Source organism: Parabacteroides vesiculifaciens (assembly GCF_049860805.1).
Lineage (GTDB): Bacteria > Bacteroidota > Bacteroidia > Bacteroidales > Tannerellaceae > Parabacteroides.
Window position 1 is genome coordinate 2394580 of sequence record NZ_CP187555.1, and the last position, 13904, is coordinate 2408483.

Consider the following 13904-nt stretch of genomic DNA (forward strand, 5'->3'; position numbering starts at 1 on the left):
TGCCTATGAACTTTTTAGAAACGGAAGACGTGGTAAAGCAATACGCCAACCACCTCGCCCTCAACAAGGTCAGCATCCAAGTTCCCGAAGGAAAAGTCTTCGGGTTATTAGGGCCGAACGGAGCCGGCAAGACCACACTGATCCGTATCATCAACCGCATCACGGCCCCCGACAGCGGCTTTGTCCGCTTTAACGGGCGTGAGTTTCAACCGGAAGACATCTATCAGATCGGTTACCTGCCGGAAGAACGCGGCCTGTATAAAAAAATGAAAGTCGGCGAACAAGCCATCTATCTGGCGCAGTTGAAAGGACTCTCTTACCAGGAAGCCCGCACACGGTTGATGCGCTGGTTCGAAAAATTCGATATAATGCCCTGGTGGAACAAGAAGCTGGAAGAGCTATCCAAAGGGATGCAGCAGAAAGTCCAGTTTATCATCACCATCATCCACGAACCGAAGCTATTGATCTTTGACGAACCGTTCAGCGGATTCGACCCCGTAAATGCCGAATTGCTGAAAAAAGAAATCCTCGAATTGAAAGAGGCCGGACACACCATCATCTTTTCCACACACAACATGTCATCCGTAGAAGAGATCTGCGACAACATCGCGCTGATCAACCGTTCGCAGGTTGTGCTTTCCGGTAATGTGACAGAAGTGAAAAACCGTTTCCGGACAAACAACTTCACCGTCCGTTTCCATACCGGATCAGGGAAGATACAAGCCATCCCCGGAATGTTCGGCCTGTTGACGGAAAAAGACTTGGCCGGGACAAGCGAAGTGCGTATCCATAAAGAGCCGGGCATTACCAACTCCGCCCTCCTTTCCACATTGGCGGGACAGACCGAAATCATCTCCTTCACGGAAGAGATACCTTCAATGAACGACATATTTATTAACACCGTCTCCGGTACAAACACTACGCAAGCATGAATAAAATAGGACTTATAATAAAAAGAGAATACCTCCGCCGTGTCAGCAAAAAATCGTTCTTGTTGCTGACCTTTCTGACACCGTTCCTGTTTGCCGCTCTGGTATTCGTTCCGCTTTGGTTATCCACCATCAAAGGAGATGATGCCAAACAGGTGGCGATCATCGACGCGACGGGCAAATACGCTCCGCTGTTCAAAGACACGGAAGAATATTCCTTCATTGCCGAAAAAGGCTCCAGCTTGGATGAGTATCGCAAAAATCCGGACAAGGAGATATTTGCGTTCCTGAATATAACAGATGATTTGTTGCAAAACCCGACTGCCGCAACGCTCTATTCACAGAAGCAGATACCGATGGGATTGAAAAACACGATCGACAAAACACTGTCCGAATATCTGAAAGACGAGAAGCTCGCCTCTTACAATATCGACAACCTGAAACAGATCATCGAAGACAGCAAGATCAATTTCAATATCAAGACCATCAAATGGGACGAAGACGGAAGCGAGAAAAGCACTTCGGCCGAGGTCGCCTCTATCCTCGGTATGATATTGACTTTCATTATCTATATGTTTATCATCATGTACGGCGCAATGGTCATGCAAGGAGTGATGGAAGAAAAGACGAACCGCATCATCGAAGTCATGATTTCGTCGGTCAAGCCGTTCGACCTGATGATGGGGAAAATAATCGGTATCGGTTTCGTCGGCCTGACGCAGGTATTCCTGTGGGGAATCCTGACGACCGTATTGGTATCGGGAAGCCTTTTCTTCTTCGGTGGCAGCGCGTCGCCTGAAGATATGGTGACAGCGCAGATGACCGCGCAAGGTGTAGGCGATATGGCTGCTGGCTCCTCTGCCATCAGCATCCAAGTACAGGAAATTATCAATTCGATCAACTTCGGGATGATCGGCATTTGCTTCGTTCTTTATTTTATCGGGGGCTATTTATTGTATGCAGCTTTGTTTGCCGCCATCGGCAGCGCCCTTGAGCAGCAGGAAGACACCCAGCAGTTCATGACTCCGATCATGCTTTTGATGGCGTTCAGCTTGTATGCCGGAATCTACAGTATGAATAATCCCGACGGCCCGCTGGCTTTCTGGTGTTCGATGATTCCGTTCACCTCGCCTATCGTGATGATGGTCCGTTTGCCGTTCGACATTCCGGTATGGGAATTGGTGCTCTCGTTCGCCTTGCTGTTTGCCACAGCCATATTCATTGTCTGGTTCTCGGCAAAAATCTATCGCGTAGGTATCTTGATGTACGGTAAGAAACCAAGTATCAAGGAGATGATCAAATGGGTCAAATATAAATAACCGGATATAAAAAAGGTTCGTCACTCAAAAGAATGACGAACCTTTTTTGTTGTTCAACCAGGACTCGAACCTGGACTAACAGGACCAGAATCTGTTGTGCTGCCATTACACCATTGAACAAAGTGTTTCTGACTAAAGGATCTATTTATTTTTTGTTGTTCAACCAAGACTCGAACTTGGACTAACAGGACCAGAATCTGTTGTGCTGCCATTACACCATTGAACAATTTCAAATAACTAACTCCCTTGTTAGCGAGTGCAAAAGTACATACTTTTTCAAAATAAACAAACGATACGGTAAAAATTTTTCTTTAATAAACTTTTTTCTTTTCCTGCTTGTTTTGATTTTGCAAGTATATACATATATTAATAGAGGGAAATCACCCACATAATAAATTTAAGAAGTATATTTGCAACTTCGAATATTACTCAATAAAAAATAGATGGATCAAACAGAAGAATTAGTTAAAACGATTGTAAAAGGCCTACAGGAAAAGAAAGGCAAAAACATTGTAACCGTAGACTTAACCCGATTGTCCGGCACAATCTGTCAATATATGATAATCTGCGAAGGAAGTACACCCACTCAAGTTTCCGCATTATCTGATTCAGCCTGGGATTTTGCCCACCGTGAAGCCGGCGAAAAACCGCTTTCAATAGATGGTGCACAACGTGCCGAATGGATAGGGATGGACTATGGCACGGTTCTTGTACATATATTTTTACCGGAACTTCGCGAGTTTTATAACCTGGAAAATCTTTGGTCGGATGCCAAAGTGACCCAGATTGTCAACCTCGATTGATGACCGATCTTACATAGTATAGAGATAATCACATATGGAAAATAAAAACGACATGTTTAACAAAGCGCCGAAGAACAATAAGCAAAAGATGTTCAAATTCAATCTTTATTGGATGTACGGGCTCATCTTTATAATGCTTTTCGCTTTGTATCTGACAAATGATTCTTCGGCATCTAAAGAATTAGGCTGGACCGAGTTCCAGAAATTGGCCCAGGAAAATGTATTCGACCGGATGGTTGTCTACAATAAAAAGAACCTGGTTGAAGCAACCGTAAAAGACGGTCAGAAAGGTTTGGTCTTTAAAAAAGACAGTGTGGCATTGGGCACAAACCCGAAAGTGTATGTCAAAATACCGTCGGCTGACAAATTTTCGGACTTCTACGATAAGGCTGTTGCTGATAATCATATCAATACGCAAGTCAGCTTTGAAGAAGGCGATGATGCAATCTGGAATTTCCTTGTTTCGTTCGGTCCGATCCTGCTGATCATCGTCGTATGGATCTTCCTGATGCGACGCATGTCAGGCGGCACGAGCGGTGGTCCCGGCGGAGTATTCAGTGTGGGAAAGGCAAAAGCACAGCTATTCGATAAAGACAACGACCGGAAAGTGACATTCAAAGATGTCGCCGGCCTTGCAGAGGCGAAACAGGAAGTGGAAGAAATTGTTTCTTTCCTGAAAAGCCCGGAAAAATACACGGAATTAGGAGGTAAAATACCTAAAGGCGCTTTACTTGTAGGCCCTCCCGGAACCGGTAAAACACTATTGGCCAAGGCTGTAGCCGGAGAGGCGGACGTTCCGTTCTTCTCATTGTCCGGTTCGGACTTCGTGGAGATGTTCGTCGGTGTGGGTGCTTCTCGCGTACGTGACCTGTTCCGCCAGGCAAAAGAAAAAGCTCCTTGTATCGTATTTATCGACGAGATCGATGCGGTCGGCCGTGCCCGTGGCAAAAATGTAAATATGAACAGCAACGATGAACGTGAAAACACGTTGAACCAATTGCTTACGGAAATGGACGGTTTCGGTTCCAACAGCGGTGTTATTATCCTGGCGGCCACCAACCGTGCCGATATCCTGGATAAGGCGTTGCTTCGTGCCGGACGTTTCGACCGTCAGATCCACGTGGAATTGCCCGACCTGAACGAGCGTAAAGAGATATTCGGAGTGCATCTGCGTCCGATCAAAATCGACGAAAGCGTCGATGCCGAATTCCTGGCACGCCAGACTCCCGGTTTCTCCGGTGCCGACATTGCCAATGTCTGCAATGAAGCCGCTTTGATTGCCGCCCGTAGCGGTAAAAAGTTTGTCCAAAAAGATGATTTCATGAATGCGGTAGACCGTATCGTCGGAGGTTTGGAAAAACGCACTAAAATAACAACTGCTGACGAACGCCAATGTATCGCCAACCATGAAGCTGGTCATGCCACATTGAGCTGGCTGCTGGAACATGCCAATCCGTTGGTTAAAGTAACGATCGTTCCGCGAGGTAAAGCATTAGGCGCCGCCTGGTATCTGCCGGAAGAACGCCAGATCACCACCCGCGAACAGTTGCTGGATGAAATGTGTGCAACCTTGGGTGGACGAGCTGCAGAAGAACTTTTCTTAGGCAAAATTTCGACCGGAGCATCCAATGACCTGGAACGCGTGACAAAGCAGGCATATGCCATGGTTGTCTATTTCGGTATGAGCGACCGCCTGCCGAACTTGAACTACTACGATTCGAGCGGACAGGACTGGGGCTTCACCAAACCGTACAGTGAGGAAACAGCCCGGATGATCGACCAGGAAGTACAAGCCATCATTAACGAACAATACGAACGGGCCAAAAGTATCCTGAAAGAATATGCGTCAGGACACAATATGCTGGCACAGGTATTGCTGGAACGGGAAGTGATCTACACGGAAGATGTCGAACATATCTTCGGTAAACGCGCTTGGGTTTCCCGCTCGGAAGAGATTCTGGAACTGCAAGAGAAAGCAAACGGTAAAAAAACCGAAGAAGAAGCAAAAGTAACCGATACAGAAAAGCAGGAAGATGACACAAATGTCACAACACCCGACAGTAAGACAGTAAGTGTATAACTATCCGCACAAGAATAATAATTCCATGTCCACGAAATTTGATACAGATGGGCATGGAATTTATTTTTTAATTATATTTGTAGCTGAATAAATCAATAAAAAAACACTATCGTCTTGAAAAATCTGATTATACGGGCGTTAACCGGCATTATATTCGTCGTGGTACTGGTCAGTGCCATTTGCATCCATCCGATTTTTTTCCTCATTCTTTTTTGTGTCATAACAGGATTAACCCTTTGGGAATTCGGAGGTCTGATTAAACATTATGAAAATGCGAACCTGCAACAGGCCTTGAACGTGCTTGGAGGGGTATATCTGTTTATCGCCACTTTCGTCTATGCAAACGGATTGACGGACGGAAAGATCTTCCTTCCCTATTTGCTTTTTATCATGCTGACAATGATAGCCGAACTCTATTATAAGGCACCGAACCCGATCAACAACTGGGCATTCACACTCTTTGCCCAGGTGTATTGTGCCGGTTCCTTCTCCATGCTGAACTTCATAGGCGCAGAACCGGGTACACCCGGTGTCATGACCTACACGCCGCTTTTCATCATGGCTATCTTTATTTTTGTCTGGCTGGACGATACCGGCGCGTATCTGGTCGGTTCCCTGATCGGAAAAAGGAAATTATTTGAACGGATCTCTCCTAAAAAATCATGGGAAGGCTTTTTTGGCGGCCTGATCCTCGTGTTGGCTTCCTCGCAGGCATTTGCCTGGTTCGCACCGGAAATAAGCCGTCTTAATTGGTTGGGACTGGCAGCAACGGTCGTCCTGTTCGGGACATGGGGAGACCTGATCGAATCCCTGCTGAAACGTACGCTCGGAGTAAAAGACTCCGGTCATATATTGCCGGGCCACGGAGGTATGCTGGACCGCTTCGACAGCGTCATGTTGGCTGTTCCCGCAAGCTACATTTATATCGAGTTGTTCATTCGAAATTGAAGGTAAGCGTCACCATCCGGGAAGTCGCTTTAGACAGGGAGTTCGGATATTTGATCAACTCCTGGTCCGTCAGGTCGCTCCGGTCTTTTTCCAACAAGTCGACAAGACCGAAACTAAACTTCAGTTCCGGACATAATTTAAAAAACGGAAGATAGATATCACATCCGATGCCAAACTCGACACCGAAATCCGTTCCTTTCAGCAGGATCGGATTTCCTTTTTTACGCCCCAGGTCGAAAGCACCGTAAATACCGCCAATCAGATAAGGACGATAGTTATTCACACGGAAAGCGCTGTACTTCACATCGAGCGGAAATGTCAGGTAGTTGGAGCGGACAGAAGTGGAATACATACTTACCACCGGATTTTCATCCGTACCCTCCATCCCTTCCATCTCAGGACGACGGAACACAAACTTCTTATCCCCGAAATGGATGGTCGGCGTAAAACGCAGATTGAAATAAGGATTCAGGTACATATCCCCGATAACCCCGACACTAAAGCCGGGTGAATAACTCGGAATCTCGGCATACCAGGTTTCACCGTTTGTAGCCACACCGGTATTGGTCAATATCAAATCCTGCGCATGCAAACCGACATGAAATCCCAGATGAAACCATTTCAAATCCGCATAGGGCTGATTCTTCACCTTTTCTTTCTGTGCCACTACAGCAGTTGCAGACAGAAAGAACACACATATAATAAACAGTAGACGTCTCAATTCTTTTCGTAATTTTGAATTTATAACGGGAAAGAGCCCGACTTATTGCAAAAGAGCATTTATTTGTAAAAAAAAGGGGGAGTTCTTTTTTTAATTCAAAGAAAGCTCTATTTTTGCACGAACTAATAGTTATCAATTTAAACGTTTAAAAAAATGGCTTACGTAATTAGTGACGATTGTATCGCTTGCGGTACTTGTATTGACGAATGTCCGGTAGGAGCAATTTCAGAAGGTGACAAATACAGCATCGACCCTGAAATGTGTACAGATTGTGGAACTTGCGCAGATGCTTGTCCTACTGAAGCAATTCATCCGGCATAATAAAACCGCAACATTAATAGGTTTCTTTCAACAGGGCCTATAAAAATAAGGGGCTGTTTCCCGAAAGGAACAGTCCCTTATTATTTTCTCATTCTTTCCCGACTTCGTCAAAATTCGATATCCAGCTTGATCTCATCCGGATCATCATCCTGTCGGTCTTCATCCGACGCTGTCTCCGCCGGCTTTTGTCCGGCTTTACATTGTTTAATGTAACTGATTACATCATTCATTCCATCCATGAACTTGTCAAAGTCCTCTTTGTACAGGAAAATTTTATGCTTTTCAAAAGAAACTTGCGTACCATTCTTGGGCTGTACCTTCTTACTTTCCGTCACAGCCAGAAATAAATCGTCCTTCAGATTCTTCTTTACATCTAAATAATAAATTCTTTTTCCTGCCTTAATGGTTTTAGAGTATAAAATCTCTTTGTCACCACCTTCAACCTGCATTTTCTTCATCGAGTCTTCCATTATAGCAAACATTCGTTAAACACCCACCCAATTATCATAACTTGCCTCAAATATGTGCATTTTTTTTTAAACAACAACTATTTTAACGCATGAAAATGCATATAAAGATTCAGAATATTACGAAATAATAAATAACACGCATAAAATTAAGCAAAGCGGCGAACTTTTATGAAAAGAATGACTAACTTTGCAGCTAAATTTATAACAAGTAGTTCCTTCAAACGATGATCAACAGAATTTTAATCCGCATTAAAGTTTTACAGATAGTATATTCTTACTATCAAAACGGAAACAACGACCTCAAAGTAGCGGAAAACGAATTGCTTTTCAGCCTTAGAAAGTCTTATGACTTATATCATTACTTCCTTCTCCTAATTGTCGACGTCACTAATTTGCAAAGACGCATCTTGGATGCCCGTAAAAACAAATATATGCCGACAGAAGCGGAACTAAATCCGAACACTCGCCTGATAGACAATCGTTTTGCTGCACAAATCGCCGAAAACGAAGCGCTTCGGAAGTATGTGGCCGAACAGGGCCTTTCATGGGATAACGACGAAGACTTCATCAAGATGGTGCTCGACCAGATCTTATCGTCCGAACAGTACGAGGAATATCTGAACAACGAAAACGATTCATACGAGACAGACAAAGAATTCTGGCGCACTGTATTCAAAAAACTGATTTGCGGCAACGAAACGATCGACGACTATCTGCAAGACAAAAGTATTTATTGGAACGACGACATTTCCATCGTCGAAACATTTACGCTGAAAACGATCAAGCAATTCGAAAAATCAGCCGGAAGCAAACAAAAATTGTTGCCGATGTTTAAAGATCTCGAAGATCAGTCTTTCGCCATCAAATTATTCCGCCAATCTTTGATGAAAGGAAGCGAATTCCGCGAACGTATCAACAAGCACATGAAGAACTGGGAGACCGAACGCATAGCCAATATGGACCTTATTATCATGCAGGTCGCACTGGCAGAAATCATGACGTTCCCGACAATTCCCATCAACGTGACACTGAACGAATATATCGACACAGCCAAATACTACAGCACCCCGAAAAGCGGAACGTTTATCAACGGTATTTTGGATTCTGTAGTCAGCGAGTTAAAAAAAGAAAAGTTATTGCTCAAAGATTAATTATTATCCTTACATTTGTGACAGTATCGAATTGATATTAACTTATTAATGTTTATAGTTATATGAGCTTACTTACTATTTTACTCCAGGCAGCCGGCGGAAGCCAGCAATGGTCTGGTATTTTGATGATGGTTGTTATTGTTGCGATCTTCTATTTCTTTATGATCCGTCCGCAACAAAAGAAACAAAAGGAAATTCAGAAAGCCCGTGAAGCCTTGAAAACGGGTGACAAAGTGATCACAGCCGGAGGTATCTACGGAAAGATTAAAGAAATCGGTGACACATATATGTTAATTGAAATTTCTGATGGCGTACGCATCCGTGTAGACAAAACATCCGTGTTTGCATCTGCAGAGGACGCACAGCAAAAATAAACAACGGAACATATGTCACGACTTGGACAAATCAAACAAACATTCAAGTCTGTCCGGATAGAGATTAAGGCTTTTCTTCACCGCCAACAGTGGAAAGAGGCCTTGATCTTTTTCTGTTTTATCTTGTTAGCTTTCGGCTTCTGGCTACTTCAGAGCCTGCAACAGGAGTATGAAATAGATATCAAAATTCCGGTCAAATACAAGAATGTGCCGCCGGATATATCTTTCACGGAAACACCGCCCGAAGCCATTACGGTCAAAGTGAAAGACAAAGGGAGCGTATTGCTGAACTACTCCTTCGGACGGTCGTTTGCCCCGATCGAAGCCAATATGAAAACACAGCCGGAAAAAGCCGGTAAACTGGTCATCAGCCGGAAAGATATCGAAAGCGATATAAAGAAGCAGCTGATTGCGACGACCTCCCTGCTCGGTTTCGAGCCCCAGCATATCGACGCGGCTTACAGCAAACGCATCAAAAAGGAGATACCGGCAGTATTCAACGGAACCGTCCATACCAACGCCGGTTTCAAAATATCAGGCGACATAACCATTACTCCCCGCAACATCAGCGTTTACGCCAGCGACGTCGTCCTGGACACCTTGAAAGAGATAAAAACGGTTTATACCGAGATCAAGAAAGGGAACAAGACCGTGACACGCACCGTCCAACTGGAAAAAATCGACGGAGCCACTCTCGAACCGACAAGCGTAACCGTAACGGTCCCGATAGAAGAATATACGGAAAAGACGTTGGAAATACCGGTTATCTGCACCAACCTTCCGCGTCATTACACCTTGCGCACATTCCCGTCTGTGGTGAAAGTGAGTTGCAGCGTTCCCCTTTCCCGTTTCAAGGATATCTCGGCGGATGATTTCGAGATACGGATCTCTTTTGCCGACCTGGAACAAAACGCATCAGGAACATTGCCTTTGCAACTGAACAAGAAGCCGGGCTGGGTGGATGTCGCCACAATTACGCCGGACCGGATCGAATTTATATTGGAACAAACAAAATCAAATGATTAAGATAGGAATCACCGGAGGAATCGGAAGCGGTAAATCAGTGGTAGCCGCCTTGTTAAAACTGTCAGGCATTCCCGTTTATATCGCCGATACGGAAAGCAAGCTCCTGACAGCCACATCGCCCGTTATCCGGGAAAAGCTGATTGCCTTGTTCGGCAATGAACTTTATACGGCCGAAGGTTTGGATAAGAAACGACTTGCCTCCCATATTTTCGGTAATCCGAAACGCCTCGCACAGGTGAATGCGATCATTCATCCTGAAGTGAACCGCCATTTCCTTGCCTGGGCGGCGAGGCAGAATGCCCCGGCGTGTGCGATCGAATCCGCCATCCTTTTCGAATCGGGCTTCGACCGCGTTGTCGATACGGCATTGATGGTCTATGCCCCGATGGAGGTACGCATCAGGCGGGCGCTCGAACGCGATGCCGTTCCCCGCGAAGAGATCGTACGCCGCATCGAAAGCCAGCTATCCGACGAAGTGAAGAAAGAGAAATCGGACTACGTGATCTTCAATGACGGCGAACAGGCTTTACTTCCGCAAGTAACCGCCTTCCTTGCCGGTCTGCGTTCCAAATAAGGAAATATTAATTCACCATATCATGAAAAAGACCTATTTGCTACTCACCGTAGCTGCCTTCTCCTCATTAAGCATGGCTCCACCCCCCAAAAGCATTTATCACAACGGGTGGATCGATTTCAACAAAAACGGAGCCAAAGATATTTATGAAGACCCGTCACAACCGGTCGAAAAGCGGATCAAAGACCTGCTCGGACAGATGACACTGGAGGAAAAGACCTGCCAGCTCGCTACCTTATACGGATATATGCGGGTACTGAAAGACGAACTCCCCACGCCGGAGTGGAAAAATGCAATCTGGAAAGACGGCATCGCCAACATAGACGAACACCTGAACGGCCTGAAAAAGACGGAGTGGTCTTATCCATACAGCAAACACGCCGAAGCGATCAACATCGTACAACGCTGGTTCGTGGAAGAGACACGCCTCGGCATCCCGGTCGACTTTTCCAACGAAGGCATCCACGGGCTGAACCATGACAAGGCGACTCCCCTACCCGCCCCGATCTCTATCGGAAGCACCTGGAACAAAGCATTGGTACGCCAGGCCGGACAGATCGCCGGACGCGAAGCCAAAGCACTGGGTTACACGAACGTCTACGCTCCGATCCTCGACGTGGCACGCGATCCGCGTTGGGGCCGCGTACTGGAATGCTACGGAGAAGATCCCTATCTCGTCACCGCCCTCGGACAACAGATGGTGGAAGGAATACAGGAAAACGGCGTGGCCTCCACCCTGAAACACTATGCTGTTTACAGCGTCCCCAAAGGCGGCAGGGACGGGAATGCACGCACCGATCCGCATGTCGCCCCGCGCGAAATGCACGAACTTTATCTGTTCCCTTACCGGAAAATCGTACGCGAGTCGCACCCGATGGGCGTTATGAGCAGTTACAACGATTACGACGGCGTGCCGGTCAGCGCAAGCTACTATTTCTTGACCGAACTGCTCCGCCAGCAATACGGTTTCCAGGGATATGTCGTTTCGGACAGTGAAGCCGTCGAGTTCGTCCACACGAAACACCGCGTTGCCGACACCCCGAAAGAAGGAGTTCGCCAGGTCGTGGAAGCCGGCATGAATGTAAAAACCAATTTTACACCGCCCGAAGATTTTATCCTGCCTCTCCGCGAACTGGTCCGGGAAGGGAAAGTATCGCAGGAAACCCTCGACCGGAACGTTGCCGACGTGCTCCGTGTAAAATTCCAGTTAGGGCTGTTCGATTCTCCCTATGTGAAAGACACGAAGGCCGCCGACAAGATCGTGGCATCTCCCGATACGAAAGAATTTGTCAAACAGATGGCACACGAATCGCTTGTCCTGCTGAAAAATGAGAACCAACTCCTGCCACTGAAACTAAACAACCTGAAACACATTCTCGTAACAGGCCCGCTGGCTACCGATAAGACCGCCTATGTCAGCCGTTACGGTCCCCAAAATATCGAAGTGACCAACGTGCTGGAAGGAATCCGTGAGTACGCAGGCAAACAGTCGGAAATCACCTATGTGAAAGGGTGCGAAGTGGTGGATGCCACTTGGCCGGAAAGCGAAATCATCCCGACCCCGCTCACGGATGCCGAAAAAGCCTCCATCGCCGAGGCTGTGGAGCAGGCCAAACAGTCGGATGTCGTGATCGCCGTATTGGGTGAAGACGAAGCCCGTTGCGGAGAAAGCAAAAGTCGCACGGGATTGGGACTTCCGGGCCGCCAGCTGCAACTCTTGCAGGCTTTGCAAGAAACGGGCAAGCCGGTCGTTCTGGTCTTGATCAACGGGCAGCCGCTCACGATCAACTGGGAAAACCGTTATATTCCGGCGATCCTTGAAGCCTGGTTTCCGAATGCCGAAGGAGGACATGCCATTGCCGGAACTCTGTTCGGCGACTACAATCCGGGAGGTAAACTGACCGTCACATTCCCGAAAACGATCGGGCAGATCGAACTGAACTTCCCGTTCAAGCCCGGTTCGCACGCCGGACAACCGGGCGACGGCCCCAACGGATATGGGAAAACGGCTGTTTACGGTGCACTTTATCCTTTCGGATACGGTCTGAGCTATACGACTTTCGGCTATTCGAACCTGGTTGTTAAACCGGAGACAGGCCGAACGCAAGGCAACATACAAGTCTCTGTAGACATCACTAACACAGGAGCTTTGGCCGGTGACGAAGTCGTCCAGCTCTATATGAAAGACCTCTACAGCAGCGTGACGGTCTACGAATCCCAACTGAGGGGCTTCGAACGGGTCCATTTGGAACCGGGAGAAACAAAAACCGTCCGTTTCACCCTGAAACCGTCTGACCTGGAACTGCTGGACAAAAACATGGAATGGGTTGTCGAACCCGGTGATTTTCAAATCTGTATAGGCAGCAGTTCCGAAGATATCCGGTTGAAAGAGATATTTACGCTTAGTGAATAATCATTAGAAACAAGAAAATATACTCAAAACTGCCGGAAATTCCCGGCAGTTATACTACATTTGCAGCACAAAAGTTAAACACTATTAGAAAAACAAAGTATTATGTTGAAGACGATTTTGTCTATCTCGGGTAAACCGGGATTGTTTAAATTGGTTTCCCACGGGAAAAACATGCTGATTGTTGAGTCGTTAGCAGACCAGAAAAGAGTTCCTGCATACGCAAAAGATAAAGTAATTTCTCTGGGAGACATCGCTATTTACACAGATGAAACAGAAGTTCCCTTGCATGAAGTGTTGACCAGTGTCAAAAATAAGGAGAACGGCCAGCAAGCATCTATCCCTACTTCTGCCAAACCGGACGAACTACGTGCTTATTTCGCAGAGATCCTTCCCAATTTCGACCGTGAACGTGTATATCCGAGCGACATCAAAAAATTGATCTCCTGGTATAACATCCTGATCGGTGCCGGCATCACAGACTTCACCCCGGAAGAACCGGCAGAAGAACAGGCTCAGGCTGAAGAAACGAAAGAAGAGGCTTAATCGATTACAGACGAATCAGTATAAAAAAGAGATGTACGGGGTTATCCGGTACATCTCTTTTTTTATGGTAAAAATAATTCAGATATAAAATAAAATAAATATGCACGACACCGAATGCTTACGGGTAAACCCGGATAACCCGGCGAGTATTTACAATTACCCGCCGGGAAAAACAGGATTAGATGGCGGGGATTCGTAAATTATCTGTATGTTTGGGGACAAAAAGCAATAG

14 protein-coding genes and 2 tRNA genes are annotated in these 13904 nt (G+C 46.3%); 12 read left to right on the forward strand and 4 right to left on the reverse strand.

Features of this window, described 5'->3' with window-relative positions; all coding sequences use genetic code 11:
• Nucleotides 1-5: 5 nt before the first annotated feature.
• Nucleotides 6-932 carry an ABC transporter ATP-binding protein gene (locus tag ACPYIV_RS09765; RefSeq protein ID WP_293732809.1) on the forward strand — a complete coding sequence of 309 codons (927 nt, stop codon included), beginning with the start codon at nt 6-8 and terminating at the stop codon, nt 930-932.
• On the forward strand, nt 929-2248 hold the full coding sequence (locus ACPYIV_RS09770) for an ABC transporter permease (protein WP_293739453.1): 1320 nt from the start codon (nt 929-931) through the stop codon (nt 2246-2248). Before ACPYIV_RS09765 ends, ACPYIV_RS09770 begins: the two co-directional genes overlap by 4 nt.
• Before the next feature lie 49 nt (nt 2249-2297).
• On the opposite strand, the gene ACPYIV_RS09775 is transcribed toward ACPYIV_RS09770, so the two are convergent.
• Together ACPYIV_RS09775 and ACPYIV_RS09780 are read right to left on the reverse strand one after the other, a co-directional pair.
• Nucleotides 2298-2368: transfer RNA gene (locus tag ACPYIV_RS09775), tRNA-Gln, on the reverse strand.
• A gap of 35 nt (nt 2369-2403) precedes the next feature.
• Nucleotides 2404-2474 (reverse strand) — tRNA-Gln (locus ACPYIV_RS09780).
• 217 nt (nt 2475-2691) lie between these two features.
• On the opposite strand from ACPYIV_RS09780, the gene rsfS reads away from it, so the two are divergent.
• From rsfS to ACPYIV_RS09795, 3 genes are all read left to right on the forward strand, one after another.
• Entirely contained in the window at nt 2692-3051 is a 360-nt protein-coding gene (gene rsfS, locus ACPYIV_RS09785; RefSeq protein WP_293732807.1) for a ribosome silencing factor, read from the forward strand.
• Between the two features lie 34 nt (nt 3052-3085).
• The gene (gene ftsH / locus ACPYIV_RS09790) at nt 3086-5131 is read left to right on the forward strand and encodes an ATP-dependent zinc metalloprotease FtsH (RefSeq protein WP_293732806.1); all 2046 of its coding nucleotides are present in this window, start codon (nt 3086-3088) and stop codon (nt 5129-5131) included.
• Between the two features lie 114 nt (nt 5132-5245).
• On the forward strand, nt 5246-6079 hold the full coding sequence (locus ACPYIV_RS09795; protein WP_293732805.1) for a phosphatidate cytidylyltransferase: 834 nt from the start codon (nt 5246-5248) through the stop codon (nt 6077-6079).
• On the opposite strand, the gene ACPYIV_RS09800 is transcribed toward ACPYIV_RS09795, so the two are convergent.
• Nucleotides 6066-6800 (reverse strand): porin family protein, encoded by a 735-nt coding sequence (locus ACPYIV_RS09800; RefSeq protein ID WP_293739454.1) that lies wholly within the window; start codon nt 6798-6800, stop codon nt 6066-6068. The two genes, ACPYIV_RS09795 and ACPYIV_RS09800, sit on opposite strands and share 14 nt — an antisense overlap.
• Before the next feature lie 153 nt (nt 6801-6953).
• On the opposite strand from ACPYIV_RS09800, the gene ACPYIV_RS09805 reads away from it, so the two are divergent.
• Nucleotides 6954-7121: a DUF362 domain-containing protein gene (locus tag ACPYIV_RS09805; protein WP_186931001.1), complete on the forward strand. Its 168-nt coding sequence runs from the start codon at nt 6954-6956 to the stop codon at nt 7119-7121.
• A 107-nt stretch (nt 7122-7228) separates the two neighbouring features.
• Here the strand turns inward: ACPYIV_RS09805 and ACPYIV_RS09810 are convergent, their stop codons facing one another.
• On the reverse strand, nt 7229-7591 hold the full coding sequence (locus ACPYIV_RS09810; protein WP_293739502.1) for a DUF3276 family protein: 363 nt from the start codon (nt 7589-7591) through the stop codon (nt 7229-7231).
• Nucleotides 7592-7815: 224 nt separating this feature from the next.
• Between ACPYIV_RS09810 and nusB the strand changes: the two genes are divergently transcribed.
• From nusB to ACPYIV_RS09840, 6 genes are all read left to right on the forward strand, one after another.
• Nucleotides 7816-8742, forward strand: a complete 927-nt coding sequence (gene nusB, locus ACPYIV_RS09815) for a transcription antitermination factor NusB (RefSeq protein ID WP_293732803.1) — start codon at nt 7816-7818, stop codon at nt 8740-8742.
• A 62-nt stretch (nt 8743-8804) separates the two neighbouring features.
• The gene (yajC, locus tag ACPYIV_RS09820; RefSeq protein WP_293732802.1) at nt 8805-9116 is read left to right on the forward strand and encodes a preprotein translocase subunit YajC; all 312 of its coding nucleotides are present in this window, start codon (nt 8805-8807) and stop codon (nt 9114-9116) included.
• Between the two features lie 12 nt (nt 9117-9128).
• Nucleotides 9129-10142, forward strand: coding sequence for a CdaR family protein (locus ACPYIV_RS09825; protein ID WP_293732801.1), 1014 nt, complete (start codon nt 9129-9131; stop codon nt 10140-10142).
• The gene (gene coaE, locus ACPYIV_RS09830) at nt 10135-10716 is read left to right on the forward strand and encodes a dephospho-CoA kinase (protein WP_293739455.1); all 582 of its coding nucleotides are present in this window, start codon (nt 10135-10137) and stop codon (nt 10714-10716) included. The genes ACPYIV_RS09825 and coaE overlap by 8 nt, the downstream gene beginning before the upstream one ends.
• A gap of 22 nt (nt 10717-10738) precedes the next feature.
• Complete coding sequence (locus tag ACPYIV_RS09835) at nt 10739-13129, forward strand: glycoside hydrolase family 3 N-terminal domain-containing protein (RefSeq protein ID WP_425886422.1); 2391 nt, start codon at nt 10739-10741, stop codon at nt 13127-13129.
• A 102-nt stretch (nt 13130-13231) separates the two neighbouring features.
• Complete coding sequence (locus tag ACPYIV_RS09840; RefSeq protein ID WP_293739457.1) at nt 13232-13672, forward strand: DUF5606 domain-containing protein; 441 nt, start codon at nt 13232-13234, stop codon at nt 13670-13672.
• Nucleotides 13673-13904: the final 232 nt, after the last annotated feature.

Coding starts and splice junctions, on each gene's coding strand:
- ACPYIV_RS09765 (WP_293732809.1), top strand. CDS start 6: ATGAACTTTTTAGAAACGGAAGACGTGGTAAAGCAATACGCCAACCAC.
- ACPYIV_RS09770 (WP_293739453.1), top strand. CDS start 929: ATGAATAAAATAGGACTTATAATAAAAAGAGAATACCTCCGCCGTGTC.
- rsfS (WP_293732807.1), top strand. CDS start 2,692: ATGGATCAAACAGAAGAATTAGTTAAAACGATTGTAAAAGGCCTACAG.
- ftsH (WP_293732806.1), top strand. CDS start 3,086: ATGGAAAATAAAAACGACATGTTTAACAAAGCGCCGAAGAACAATAAG.
- ACPYIV_RS09805 (WP_186931001.1), top strand. CDS start 6,954: ATGGCTTACGTAATTAGTGACGATTGTATCGCTTGCGGTACTTGTATT.
- ACPYIV_RS09810 (WP_293739502.1), bottom strand. CDS start 7,591: ATGGAAGACTCGATGAAGAAAATGCAGGTTGAAGGTGGTGACAAAGAG.
- nusB (WP_293732803.1), top strand. CDS start 7,816: ATGATCAACAGAATTTTAATCCGCATTAAAGTTTTACAGATAGTATAT.
- yajC (WP_293732802.1), top strand. CDS start 8,805: ATGAGCTTACTTACTATTTTACTCCAGGCAGCCGGCGGAAGCCAGCAA.
- ACPYIV_RS09825 (WP_293732801.1), top strand. CDS start 9,129: ATGTCACGACTTGGACAAATCAAACAAACATTCAAGTCTGTCCGGATA.
- coaE (WP_293739455.1), top strand. CDS start 10,135: ATGATTAAGATAGGAATCACCGGAGGAATCGGAAGCGGTAAATCAGTG.
- ACPYIV_RS09835 (WP_425886422.1), top strand. CDS start 10,739: ATGAAAAAGACCTATTTGCTACTCACCGTAGCTGCCTTCTCCTCATTA.
- ACPYIV_RS09840 (WP_293739457.1), top strand. CDS start 13,232: ATGTTGAAGACGATTTTGTCTATCTCGGGTAAACCGGGATTGTTTAAA.